Origin of the sequence: Lacticaseibacillus zhaodongensis, from assembly GCF_009687905.1 — a bacterium.
Taxonomy (GTDB): Bacteria; Bacillota; Bacilli; order Lactobacillales; family Lactobacillaceae; genus Lacticaseibacillus; species Lacticaseibacillus zhaodongensis.
The window spans coordinates 45,299-56,841 of record NZ_BLBG01000015.1; the positions used below are offsets into that span (position 1 = coordinate 45,299).

Consider the following 11,543-nt stretch of genomic DNA (forward strand, 5'->3'; position numbering starts at 1 on the left):
CCAAAGTTCGGGAATAGCCCTTATTTTCGCTAATGCTCAGGAGCTAACCGCATTGTGGTCCACTCTCGTTGTATTATGTGTCACTTAATCGGAGATGGCAGATTTGACGCTTGCGCTCACCGTGTCGGCATCACTGTCGCTGCGTTTCGCATCGGCAGCGTGAACCGCCGCGGTGATGTCCACCTTTTGCCCGTCCTTCATTAGATCGTGGTATTCAGCCGTCGCGGTGAAGAGCAGGTCGGCGGCGGAGTTAACCGCCGTTTCAACGGAGTCCTGGATGACCCCGATGATGAAACCAATTGCAACGACCTGCATCGCGATTTCGTTGCTGATGCCGAAGAGGCTAGCGGACATTGGAATGAGGAGCAGTGAGCCCCCAGCGATACCTGACGAACCGGTGGCGGAGATGGCGCTCAGGACGCATAGCATCAGTGCCAGGGGGAATGACACGTGAATGCCGAGTGTGTTCGCTGCGGCGAGCGTCATGATGGAGACGGTGATTGCGGCCCCACCTGAGTTGGCGGTCCCCCCAAGGGCGATGGAGACGGCGTAAGATTTCTCGTTCAGGCCAAGGTCGGCGCAGGCCTGCAGGTTAACGGGGATGTTAACCGCGGAGCTGCGGGTGAAGAAGGCGGGAATCCCGGAGACTTTGAGGGTCCAGAAAATTAACGGGAACGGGTTCTGCCGCGTCATGATGCCGACCATTGCGGCGTAAACGACGAGGTAGGTGAAGACCATTGTCCCGACGAGGAGCAGGACCAGCTGGCCGTAACGGGCGATGCCGGCAAACCCGGTCGTTGCGATGGAGTTGTGCAGCAGGCCGATGATCCCGAACGGTGCAAACTCAATGATGAACTGCGCAGCGTGCTCGATGGTTTTGGAAAAGTCGGCGATGACTTGCTTGGTGCCCTTACTTGCGTGCCGCAGTCCGAAACCGATGATGAGGCCCCAGAAGAGGATGGTGAGGTAGTTAGCCTGAACGAGGGCGGCTACAGGGTTGCTGACGGCCTTCGTCAGCAGGTTGGTGACGACAGAGCCGAGGTCTTGTGGTGCCTTCTCGGCGATATGTGTTGCCTGCGGGAAGAGCAGGTGGATTTTGAAAATATATGATGCCCCAACCGCAGAGAGTGCGGCGACGAGGGTAGCGGTGATGTACAGGATCACGACGGTCCCGAAGTGGTTCTTGCTGCCGGATTCATATTTAGAAATTGCGGATAGGATGAGCATGAATACGAGCAGTGGTGCAATCGCCCGCAGTGCCCCTACGAAGAGGTCACCTAAAATATTAATTGCGGTCCAAGAGGGAACCAGTACCCCTAAAATTGCCCCAATCACAATCCCAATGACGATTCGCAAAATCAGCGAAACGCTTGTGTAACGTTTAAACATGAAATCCCCTCCAGAGTGTAGTCTTCATTTCGTGAACACTTGTATTTAATATGTAGCCATTATGGCAGATTAATTTGCTTTTGACTAGAGTCTTTTGATAATTTCCTGAATGATTACGTTTTCATGTTGATGTGGCGGGGGTTTTGCGGTGCGGGCAAACGCGAGGGCGGGTGATCAATGGGCGCTCAGAGTACACAAAAACAGCCATCCACGTCTGTGGATGGCTGCAAAGCCGGATGAATTCAGCTGACTACTTAGCAGCAGCAGCCTTGTTCTTGAGCATGACATCAGGGTTAACCTTGTGTCCCTGCTTAGCGTATTCGGTGTTCCGCTTGAGCATTTCGTGACGGTACCACATGAACAGGGCAACGTATGCAACCATTGCGAGGAAGAAGAACATCAACATCTTCATGTCCCCACCCTGACCTTTACCAAGAAGGTAAGCCAGGAACTGTTCGATAGGACCTTCCTTAGTTGAGGAAGAAATCATCGCGTGACTGCCGACACCTTTGAGCATGTTAGGAGCAATCTTCTTAGCAGTAGTCGTAACGAATGGTGCGGACAGAGAACCAGCCCAGAGGAACAGAGGAAGTTCGAGAGCACCAATGACGATCATCCGAATCAGACGACCACGAGTTACGATCAGCAGAGCAGGTGTAACACCCATCCCGATGATACCACCGAGTGGGAGGATTGAGTTACCAGGAAGAATAAGTGCTTCAGCCAGCATGATTGGTGCTAGAACGTTAGCAGCGGCCCAGATTTCGGCACGGCCAGCCATGAATGGCCAGTCAAGTCCGATGTTGAATACACGACCGTTAAGGTGCTTGGTAGCAAAATCAGTAATACCTTGTGAAAGAGGTTCAACAGAAGCAATGAACCAAGAACCGATGATACTGAAGAGTTCCAGGCAGGTTGCAGCTGTAAATGCAAGTGTGAAGATAGTACCAACTGGTTGGTGACCGAGGATGCCGATGAAGATACCAAGGTAAATACCAATGGCGTAACGGCTGCCCCAGAAGCCAATCTTTTCGTTCAGCTTGGCAGCATCAAAGTCGTACTTGTCGAGCCATGGGAACACAACATCAAAGATCTTGTTAAACACCATGATCAATGGGTTCATCATGTAGTTCAAGTGAGTGGTGGTCATTGGGTTGTCCCAGTTGTCCAGCAGGTCGTTGAACGTAGGCTTCATGAGGTCTGAGTTGAAAATCTTCATGATACCAATGAAGACAACGAACAGAGTACCGGTGAGCAGGTTAGCACCGAAGTAGATAGCCAGCAAACCGGTGAAGGACATGTGCCATACATCGAAGATATCAACATCGAGTGTGTCGGTGAGGTGCATTACCAGCATGGCGATGTTAACAATAACCAGAATCAATAGGAAGAACAGCGTGTATGGCGACCCCCAAGTAATGGTTGCCAGTGGTGCCCAACCTAAGTCAGTGGTTCCTAGGTGCAACCCGGTTGACTTAACGAAGGCTTCAACGGCCGGCTGGAAAGCACCGGTCAAAAGTCCAATGATACTTGAGATCGCGGTCAGCGCAATCCCTAACTTGATACCACCTTCTAGAGCGTGGAAGAAGTTAACCCCGACGGCCCAAGCAATCAATGTTAAGACAATCAACATGATAGGTGCAGCACCCAGCTTGATGATTGGGTTAAAGATTACGTTTGACCAATGAATTATAGCTTGTAACATATACTTTTTCACCCCTTAGAGAGATAAACAATTGCAACAACAACAAACAATGAATGAATTGAAACTAAAAATTTTAAAAAGCTTGGAACCAAAGATAATTTCTGGCGGCCGCAGCAGCCGCCTCGTCACATTGAAAGCTGAAGGTTACTTCAAGCCTTCCTTTTTGATGATAGCTTCAACCTTGTCGTAAACAGGCTTTGCCATAGCTGGCATCCGGTAGAGGATAGCACCTGCGTCAACGACTGGAATCTTAGGTGTGAAGGACATGTCAGTCTTAGCGATTTCTGCGTAGATGTCGTAGCCATCAAGCAGGCCTTCGTTCAGGTCCTTAATCATAACGGCATCACAGTGAACATCGTAGCCACGCTTCTTCATTTCCTTTTCCAAAGCGTCCTTGATTTGGTGACTGGAGTTAACACCGGCACCACATGCAGCAATAATTTTGATCATAATAATTAACCTCCTAAGGTTTTATTTACTCCTGATTAAAGTAAGTGTTGAGGAACGAGTAGATGGCCGCGCGGTTGGTCTCGTTGAAGAAGTGTTCTAGGTCTTCAGCGGGAGTGGTGGTCAAGAAACCCATAATCTCGGAAAGAACGTTTGCCTGGCCGTCAGGGTCATTGTTCAAAATCATGAACAGGAATGAAACCTTGAACTTGTCAGCAGGTTCAATCATGTTGCCAAAATCAACTGGGGTAACCAGTTTAATAGGAACAATGAGACGCACATTGACGAAGTTGCCTTCGGTGTGTGGGATCGCCACGTTCGGGTAATCTGGATTTACAACCGACATATCAATTCCGGTCGGGTAGTTCTTCTCACGTTCGGAGAGGTTGACCAGGAATTCAGGCTTTACATATTGTTTTTCGAGCAGCTTATCGGAAACTTCTTTAAAGATGGCTTCCTGTGTTGTCTGTTCAGTTACGAACACCGCTGTTGGATCAAAGAGCGTTTTGCTTGCTGTGTCGGGCATACGGCATCACCTCCGTTAATTTTTGTTCGTTTGTGTTCACCGGACTACAGCTTTAATTATATACAAGCGCTTCCACGCGTCAACTCCATTAGGACATTTTTTTAAAACGTTTTCGTTTTCCCCATAATACGAGTTGACAGGGCTTACATGAGGTGGTACTTTATTGTCGTACCAAGTAAGTGAACAAAACAGAACAAAAGCGAACCGTGGAGGTGATGCAAAAGGTGCTTAAACGACAGAGACTCCTAACAATAAGGAACTTAGTTGATCGTAAGGGAATTATTACCGTCAACGAAATTGGGGCGGAACTAAACGTTTCTACTATGACAGTTCGGCGTGATTTGGCGGAGCTGGCAGAAAAGAACGCGGTGATCCGCGTCCATGGCGGAGCGCAAAGCCCGCGCCTGGCGCAGAACCAAGACCAAGAGCTGTCGCGTCTCGAAAAGCGGGATTTGCACGTTGACGAGAAGCGGCAGATCGCGGCAATCGCTGCTAGCTTAGTTGACCCCGGTGACACGATTTTTATCGGTCCTGGTACGACCAACGAGTTCATCGCCGACTATTTGACTCAATCCGAACTAAGATTGGTGACAAACAGTCTGCCAGTGTTTGAAAGCTTCAAAAGTAAGGCCGACCGTTACGAACTATGCTTCGTCGGTGGGACTTACCGGGAACGTAGTGGTGCGTTCATTGGTAACCTTGCTATCGAAACGCTAGATAAGCTGCGCATGACCAAAGCATTCGTGTCTGCGAACGGCGTCTGCGACAGCACCGTCAGCAATGCTAACGCTGATGAGGGTCAAATCCAGCGCCTCGCGCTTAACAACGCCCGGCATCGGTACATCCTTGCCGACCACACCAAGCTCGACACTGAAGACTTCTACGGGTTCTACAACCTGGCAGATGTTGATGGCCTCGTGACTGATGAGGGCATTGAGGACGACCAACTCAGCGACTACGGGAAATTAACGCACGTCATAACTTCTGTTAACTAAATTACCTATATATAAAGGAGATACAAATCATGGATGTTGTTATTGGCTCAGACAAAAACGGTTTTGAACTAAAGGAAAAGGTCAAGAAGTACCTGCAGGATCACAATTACAACGTGATCGATGTGACTGAAGAGCCTGCTGAAGACTTCGTTGAATCTTCCCTTGCTGTTACCAAGGAAGTTTTGAGCAAGGGCATCAAGAAGGCCGTTATGTTTGACGAATACGGCGTTGGTTCTGCCATGGCCAGCAACAAGGTCAAGGGCATGGTTACCGCGAACGTTAACGAAGAGCGGACCGCACACATGACCGCGATGCACAATGGTGCCAAGGCAATTTCCCTCGGCGCAGGTATCGTGGGTGAGAAGCTTGCTTACAACATTGTTCAGCACTACCTCGACACCGAGTACGCTGGTGGCCGGCACGTGGTTCGTCTCGACATGCTCGAGAAGATGCTGTAAAAGCACGCCGCAATTATTTGACGCTGTACGTTAACGTGAAAAATTAGCTTTATTAAATTGGAGGAACAATCAATGCTTGAAAATGACATGCCACAACCAGAATTTGTAGATCCAAAGATTGATAAGAAGACCGTCATCTCTTTGGGGAACGACCACATCGTTACGTCCCTGAAGATGCTGGTATCTGACCACCTGAAGGCTGAAGGCTACCAGGTTATCGATGAAGGTACTCACGACAACACCCGGACGCACTACCCAATCTACGGCAAGCGTGTTGCTGAAGATGTTGCGGATGGCCGCGCTGACCTTGGGATCGTCCTTTGCGGGACTGGTATCGGTGTTTCCACCGCTGCCGACAAGAACACTGGCATTCGCGCAGCTATGGTCGGTGACCTTGCCCAGGCTGTATACGCACGTGAAGAACTCAATGCTAACGTGCTTGGCTTTGGTGGGATCGTTCTTGGCCGGGACTTCGTATTTGACATCGTTGATGCATACCTGAACGCATCATATAAGCCAAGCGACGCTAACAAGAAGCTGATCGACAAGATCGACCACATCGCAAAGCCAAACCCAGAACAGAAAGACAACCCACACTTCTTCGACGAAGAAAACAAGAAGTGGGCTGAAGGAGTTTACCACGACTAATTAAACAGAGCGGAGCGGGACGGTTTGAAGCTGAGCATTAACGGACTCTGGGCAAAATACCGGGTTTTAGGCATTTGGACCAGAGTGTGTTAAGCGGAAGCTTAAGTCCCGCGCAGCTCGACTATGAACAGATTATCGCATTAACTGCACCCCCAAGGCCCATCTTCCCCGGGTCCAGCCCATTCCCAGGCACGGGTAGCAATGACGAAAAAGGCTAAGGACATAATCAAAAGTCCTTGGCTTTTTTTACGGGACGGAGCACTCCGCCCCATACATACTGAGGCATGTCGTTGCCACGTATCCGGCAACGTAATTATTAGGAGGCTAACTAATGACAATTCTTGCAGTAACCATGAACCCATCAATTGATGTGCAGTATCCACTAGAACACCTGACCATTGACGACGTAAACCGGGTCACCACGGTGCGTAAAACCGCTGGTGGCAAGGGCCTGAACGTCGCGCGGGTGCTTCACTGCTTGCAGCACCCCGTCCTCGCAACCGGGGTCCTCGGAGGCTTCTTTGGTCAGTATCTGTCCGCGCGTTTGCAAAAGGACGGTATCGACGGGGATTTTGCCCAGATCGATGGGGAAACGCGGTCCTGCATCGCAATCCTGCACGATGACGGTAAGCAGACTGAAGTGCTGGAAAAGGGCCCAACACTCAGCAGTGCTGATGCCGCCAAGTTCCTGGATCACTACAAGCAGTTACTGCAAAAAGTTGACCTGGTCACCATTTCGGGTAGTTTGCCAGGCGGCTTGCCGACTGACTTTTACGCCCAGATGGTTGCGCTTGGGCACGCGGCTGGTGTCCCAGTGTTCCTGGACGCATCTGGTGCGGCTCTTGAAGCAGCACTAAAGGCCCCAGAAAAGCCAGACCTGATCAAGCCAAATGATTCCGAACTGGGCGCGTTGATCGGTGAAACGGTTGACCGCAAGAACCTGCCGCAGCTCGCCAAGCAGCTGGCTAACCCTGTTCTTGATGGAGTCAGCTGGGTCGTTGTCTCCCTCGGTTCCGCAGGCGCGTTTGCCAAGCACGATGAAGACTACTACGCGGCTAAGATTCCCAAGATCAACGTGGTTAACCCCGTTGGTTCCGGAGACTCCACCCTTGCTGGTTTAGCCTACGCCACTGACCGCCACGAAAGCACGGAGGATACCCTCCGCAGTGCGATGACTTGCGGGATGCTGAACACGATGGAAGCTAAGACCGGTTACGTTGACAAGAGCAAATTTGATGAGTATTTTGCCAAGGTAACCGTTGAAAAGCAGTAATTTATAACTAAAAAGTGTCTGGACAATTCACGTCCAGACACTTTTTTACTATCTTCGGCTAATAAAATCAGAGTGAATACCGACTTGACCTGATGCCGCCCCAGTCGCCAAGCGTAAGGCGGCGGCGCCAACGTCACGGTAGTGGTGGTCAATCGTTGGGAAGCCGAGCAGTTGGCCCGATAACTGTTTGTCTTGGCCCATGAGCCCGGGTGCGGGTAGGCCGCGATCCTTGTAGTACTGGGCGACACCGGTGGCGATGTCGTCCCCGTTGGCGAAGATAAAATCGGGATTGAGGTTATTGCTGACGTAGTATTCGGCTGCGGAATAGCCATCCGCGTAGGTCATGGTCCCGAGCCGCGTTAAGCTGCCGTTGGGCTTTTCACCGAACACTTTGGTGTAAGCATGCACGGTCTCGGCGCCGGTTGCGCTGAGGGCGGGGTCGCGGGGCAAAAGTAGGCCGATCCGGCGGTAGTCATGGCGCTTGATCCACGTGAAGGCCTGCTCATATGACGGCCCGCGCTCGCTGTAGGCGGCGTCAATATCGATGTCCCCCGGGTCGTGACAAACGACGATGCGCCCGTAACGCCGATAGGTCAGCATTTCCTCGATGGGGATGTTATGGGTGGTGAAAATGAGCGCGTCGTACGCCTTGCGCCGCAGCTGCTCCATGTAGCCGCGCTCCTGGTCGTTGTCGTAATTTGAGGGTAACTGCATCACGTTGTAACCCGCAGCAAACGCCGCGGTCATGATGCCCGCACTGAGGTCGGTATAGTAGGGATGGTCAATGTTCAGCATCACCGCACCGATGGTCATGGTCTTGCCCCGACTTAGGTCCCGCGCGACGTCATTCGGAACGTAATCAAGTTTATCGATGACGGCTTGGATTTTGGTCCGCACGGGCGTGGATACATAGTTTTTGTGGTTGAGGACCCGGGAAACGGTGGACACGGAAAAGCCACTGATACGGGCGATGTCCCGAATATTGGTCATACTGGCACTTCCTTTTTAATTAGCTAGCTAATTGTCGACAAAATTCCTACCCTCATAATAACACGCGCAGCGGTGAGCATGCTTCTGGAGGCGACCAGAGGGCTGTGCTCACCGCTGCGCGTGTTAATTTTGCTTAACCAGAGTGCGGTCGTTTTGCTTGTTTACGGTTTGCATGGAACTGACCGCATCAAATGATTTCGTGGAGCAGCTTGTTTAGGTCACTAGAGCTGTCGCGCCACTCATCAAGTTGATTCAGGTGCGCACTGACGGTGGCTGCGGCCTTTTGCGTGAGTGCATCAGCGTTATCATCGGCAGTGGGCATAACTAGAACGACTGCGTAATCAACGCGGTTAGACGCATCGTCGTTCCAAGGGATGAACTTGCTGAAGGTAATAATCATTCCAGTTGCTTCCTTGATTTCGCTGGAGGTGGTGTGGGTGATGAGAACCCGGCCGGCGACAATCTGGTTGGTGCCCGCTGCGGTGCTCCCAAACAGGCCACTTTTCAGCTCCTGGGCGTCCAGATTCAGCTTGTTTGCCGTGCGGGATGCCAGTGTCTTGAGCACTTCGATGGTGTCGGTGCTGCTGAGGTCAACATTGGTGGCAACATTCTTCTTCTTCAAAAGTCCAAACATGATAATTCCTCCTGTTGTGTGCGCTACAGCGAAATGATGCCGCCGTAGCAAGTGACATTGAGTTGTAAGAATGGAGGGTTCCCGCGCGGATTTGTTAGCCCTTTCATCTCTACAAGAACAGTGTATTTTGTCGAACGCGTTTCAGGTCAAGGCTTTTCGCAAAATAATTTATAAAAAGTTTGGTAGTCAGTATTTTGGCCATGCTAAGATAGGCGTGCGAGGTGATTAGGTATGGACTTAGAAGCTTACTATGAACAAATCAAGGCTACGGGGCAGCGGCGCAGTTATCCGGCGGGTGCAGACTTATTGCTGGAGGGTGATACCGCTCACGAAGCATTCTTCATAGAGAAGGGTGGGGTGCGTTTGTGGCACAACGACGATGGCCGCGATATTACCGTCCAATTCTTCTTTGAAGACCAAGTGGTGACGTCTTTTGAGAGCTTCTACTTGGAGCGGCCCAGCTTGTTTTCAATTACAACGATCGAGCCGACAACGGTGACAATTGTCGACGGGCGCAAATTGCGGCAAACGCTCGCCACCAATACCGAGTTGATGGCGGCCTTCACAAATTATGTCTGCCAGCGTTTTATTGATTACACGGGCTATTTTCTTAACCGAATTCAGGATTCCCCAGAGTTGCGTTATCAAACTTTGCTACAGACCGATCCTGAATTAGTTGCCCGGGTCCCGCAGCACGAATTAGCCTCATATCTCGGCATTACGCCGGTATCATTATCGCGAATTCGCAAAAGAGTCAAAAAAGATGCCGCCAATTAACAATTGTTAATGCTCGGATTAATAGCGGCCCATATACTAGCTTCATCAACAACAATTTGGAGGCTAATTATGACAAACACAGTAATCGTTACATCTCACCCATACGAAGGTAGTTTCTGCCACGCACTGATGATGGCAGCAAAAGAAGGCGCACTGGCAGCTGGCAACACGGTCGACGTCATTGACCTTGAAGCGGATCACTTCGACCCCGTCATGCACAGTGCAGATTTGATCGGGTTCCTCAAGCACAAGGCGCAGGACGAGCAGGCTAAGGACTACATTGCCCGCGTCAAGGCTGCCGACCACCTCATTTTGGTTTTCCCAATCTGGTGGGAACTGATGCCAGCGATGATGAAGGGGTTCATCGACAAGGTCGTTTTCCCCGGTGAAACTTTTGATTACACGCACGGTGGCAAGGGGATGGCATCCAAACTGGACAAGCTGCAGTCCACGACCATCATGACCACGATGAACACCCCGAAGTCTCTGTACCGCTGGGTGTTCGGTAACGCGATCCAGCGTGCACTTGTCCGCGGCACCTTCCGCAAAATGGGTCTGAAGAACATTCGCTGGATGAGCTGCAACATGGTTAAGGGCAGCTCTGATCAGCGGCGTGCCGGGTGGCTAGACGAGGCTAAACGGGTCGGCGCTAAAGCATAGGCATCAGCACCACATCTGAATCATATCTAGACAATACCAAAAATGACTTCCAGCCGCTTTGTGATGCAAAGCTCTGGGAGTCATTTTTGTTATGCACTAGGATTTGCTTTTTTGCTCAGGTAACCGTCCTTGATTTCGTAAAGGTGATCGGCCGCGTCAATCAGCCGGGTGTCGTGGGTAACGACGACGACCGCCTTGTTGTGCTTGATGGCGAGGTCCTTCAACAGGCCACCGACCACTGCCACCCGCGGGCTGTCCAGCGCGGAGGTGGGTTCGTCGGCGAGGATGATCGTTGGGTTCGGGTATAGCGCTCGGGCGATGGCAACACGCTGCTGCTGGCCACCTGACAGCTCGTCGGGGTACTTGTGCAGCAAGTCTTTGATGCCGAGGGTCGTCAGCACATCATTAAGCGCGTCCTTATCCAGATTGCCCTGCGGCTTGACCCGATCGACGAGTTCAAACTGATCGGCAACGGTCAGGAAGGGCAACAAGTGGTACTTTTGCAGGACGAAGCCAATGGAATCAAGGCGCAGGGCGTCGCGGTCCTTTTTAGAACGTTCGGTGTAGCTAACACCATTAACTTCAACGGTGCCCGATGTTGGGGTGAGCAGGCCACCAGCAATCGCAAGAAAGGTGCTCTTACCCGAGCCAGATGGACCCATGACGAGGCTGAGTGTGCCCGCTTCCGCCGCAAAATTGACATCGTGGAGCGCGTGCACCTGGGCGCTGCCGCTACCATAAATGTGATTGACGTTTTTCAATGCAAATGAGTTCATGAGTTTAACCTCCAATGACGGATACTGGGTCGATACTGAGGACAGACTTGATTGGGATCAAACTGCCAATCAGGGCCATTAGCAGTAGGCCCACACCCACGCCGCTCAGGGCCGGAATGGCGAAGGCCATCGGTACGGCCGCGGGGATGATCAGTGCGGTCACCGCCGTCAGCAGTGCGGCAATAATAGGGTCTGTGCCAACTGGTGTTGAAGAATAAATATATCATTCGGGAAGATCTCCATGATAGGAGGTCTTTTTGTTATT

The 11,543-nt window shown here is 51.3% G+C and carries 14 protein-coding genes; 6 read left to right on the forward strand and 8 right to left on the reverse strand.

What is annotated here, in order from left to right; all coding sequences use genetic code 11:
- Positions 1-84: 84 nt before the first annotated feature.
- The 4 genes from sstT to GN107_RS09325 all read right to left on the reverse strand — a co-directional run bounded on the left by sstT (position 85) and on the right by GN107_RS09325 (position 4,067).
- Complete coding sequence (gene sstT / locus GN107_RS09310; protein ID WP_155287586.1) at positions 85-1,389, reverse strand: serine/threonine transporter SstT; 1,305 nt, start codon at positions 1,387-1,389, stop codon at positions 85-87.
- 250 nt (positions 1,390-1,639) lie between these two features.
- Positions 1,640-3,094 carry a PTS transporter subunit IIC gene (locus GN107_RS09315; RefSeq protein ID WP_155287587.1) on the reverse strand — a complete coding sequence of 485 codons (1,455 nt, stop codon included), beginning with the start codon at positions 3,092-3,094 and terminating at the stop codon, positions 1,640-1,642.
- A gap of 144 nt (positions 3,095-3,238) precedes the next feature.
- Complete coding sequence (locus GN107_RS09320) at positions 3,239-3,547, reverse strand: PTS sugar transporter subunit IIB (RefSeq protein ID WP_196246309.1); 309 nt, start codon at positions 3,545-3,547, stop codon at positions 3,239-3,241.
- A gap of 22 nt (positions 3,548-3,569) precedes the next feature.
- The gene (locus tag GN107_RS09325) at positions 3,570-4,067 is read right to left on the reverse strand and encodes a PTS sugar transporter subunit IIA (protein ID WP_155287589.1); all 498 of its coding nucleotides are present in this window, start codon (positions 4,065-4,067) and stop codon (positions 3,570-3,572) included.
- Between the two features lie 224 nt (positions 4,068-4,291).
- Here GN107_RS09325 and GN107_RS09330 point away from each other — a divergent pair, with 224 nt between their 5' ends.
- The 4 genes from GN107_RS09330 (at position 4,292) to GN107_RS09345 (ending at position 7,441) form a co-directional block, all read left to right on the forward strand.
- Positions 4,292-5,062 (forward strand): DeoR/GlpR family DNA-binding transcription regulator, encoded by a 771-nt coding sequence (locus GN107_RS09330; RefSeq protein ID WP_155288060.1) that lies wholly within the window; start codon positions 4,292-4,294, stop codon positions 5,060-5,062.
- Positions 5,063-5,091: 29 nt separating this feature from the next.
- Positions 5,092-5,520: a galactose-6-phosphate isomerase subunit LacA gene (gene lacA / locus GN107_RS09335; protein WP_155287591.1), complete on the forward strand. Its 429-nt coding sequence runs from the start codon at positions 5,092-5,094 to the stop codon at positions 5,518-5,520.
- A 72-nt stretch (positions 5,521-5,592) separates the two neighbouring features.
- Entirely contained in the window at positions 5,593-6,168 is a 576-nt protein-coding gene (gene lacB / locus GN107_RS09340) for a galactose-6-phosphate isomerase subunit LacB (protein WP_155287592.1), read from the forward strand.
- Between the two features lie 331 nt (positions 6,169-6,499).
- A complete protein-coding gene (locus GN107_RS09345; RefSeq protein ID WP_155287593.1) occupies positions 6,500-7,441 on the forward strand; it encodes a hexose kinase in 942 nt (313 codons plus the stop codon).
- Between the two features lie 48 nt (positions 7,442-7,489).
- Here GN107_RS09345 and GN107_RS09350 read toward each other — a convergent pair whose 3' ends face one another.
- Entirely contained in the window at positions 7,490-8,431 is a 942-nt protein-coding gene (locus GN107_RS09350; protein WP_155287594.1) for a LacI family DNA-binding transcriptional regulator, read from the reverse strand.
- A gap of 187 nt (positions 8,432-8,618) precedes the next feature.
- Positions 8,619-9,065, reverse strand: a complete 447-nt coding sequence (locus GN107_RS09355; protein ID WP_155287595.1) for a PTS sugar transporter subunit IIA — start codon at positions 9,063-9,065, stop codon at positions 8,619-8,621.
- Positions 9,066-9,296: 231 nt separating this feature from the next.
- Here GN107_RS09355 and GN107_RS09360 point away from each other — a divergent pair, with 231 nt between their 5' ends.
- Together GN107_RS09360 and GN107_RS09365 are read left to right on the forward strand one after the other, a co-directional pair.
- Positions 9,297-9,842, forward strand: a complete 546-nt coding sequence (locus tag GN107_RS09360; RefSeq protein WP_155287596.1) for a Crp/Fnr family transcriptional regulator — start codon at positions 9,297-9,299, stop codon at positions 9,840-9,842.
- Between the two features lie 69 nt (positions 9,843-9,911).
- A complete protein-coding gene (locus GN107_RS09365) occupies positions 9,912-10,502 on the forward strand; it encodes an NAD(P)H-dependent oxidoreductase (protein ID WP_155287597.1) in 591 nt (196 codons plus the stop codon).
- Between the two features lie 89 nt (positions 10,503-10,591).
- On the opposite strand, the gene GN107_RS09370 is transcribed toward GN107_RS09365, so the two are convergent.
- Entirely contained in the window at positions 10,592-11,278 is a 687-nt protein-coding gene (locus GN107_RS09370) for an ABC transporter ATP-binding protein (protein ID WP_155287598.1), read from the reverse strand.
- Positions 11,279-11,282: 4 nt separating this feature from the next.
- Complete coding sequence (locus tag GN107_RS09375; RefSeq protein ID WP_230678595.1) at positions 11,283-11,441, reverse strand: hypothetical protein; 159 nt, start codon at positions 11,439-11,441, stop codon at positions 11,283-11,285.
- Positions 11,442-11,543 lie beyond the last annotated feature (102 nt).

Coding starts and splice junctions, on each gene's coding strand:
- sstT (WP_155287586.1), bottom strand. CDS start 1,389: ATGTTTAAACGTTACACAAGCGTTTCGCTGATTTTGCGAATCGTCATT.
- GN107_RS09345 (WP_155287593.1), top strand. CDS start 6,500: ATGACAATTCTTGCAGTAACCATGAACCCATCAATTGATGTGCAGTAT.
- GN107_RS09370 (WP_155287598.1), bottom strand. CDS start 11,278: ATGAACTCATTTGCATTGAAAAACGTCAATCACATTTATGGTAGCGGC.
- lacB (WP_155287592.1), top strand. CDS start 5,593: ATGCTTGAAAATGACATGCCACAACCAGAATTTGTAGATCCAAAGATT.
- lacA (WP_155287591.1), top strand. CDS start 5,092: ATGGATGTTGTTATTGGCTCAGACAAAAACGGTTTTGAACTAAAGGAA.
- GN107_RS09350 (WP_155287594.1), bottom strand. CDS start 8,431: ATGACCAATATTCGGGACATCGCCCGTATCAGTGGCTTTTCCGTGTCC.
- GN107_RS09315 (WP_155287587.1), bottom strand. CDS start 3,094: ATGTTACAAGCTATAATTCATTGGTCAAACGTAATCTTTAACCCAATC.
- GN107_RS09365 (WP_155287597.1), top strand. CDS start 9,912: ATGACAAACACAGTAATCGTTACATCTCACCCATACGAAGGTAGTTTC.
- GN107_RS09355 (WP_155287595.1), bottom strand. CDS start 9,065: ATGTTTGGACTTTTGAAGAAGAAGAATGTTGCCACCAATGTTGACCTC.
- GN107_RS09360 (WP_155287596.1), top strand. CDS start 9,297: ATGGACTTAGAAGCTTACTATGAACAAATCAAGGCTACGGGGCAGCGG.
- GN107_RS09325 (WP_155287589.1), bottom strand. CDS start 4,067: ATGCCCGACACAGCAAGCAAAACGCTCTTTGATCCAACAGCGGTGTTC.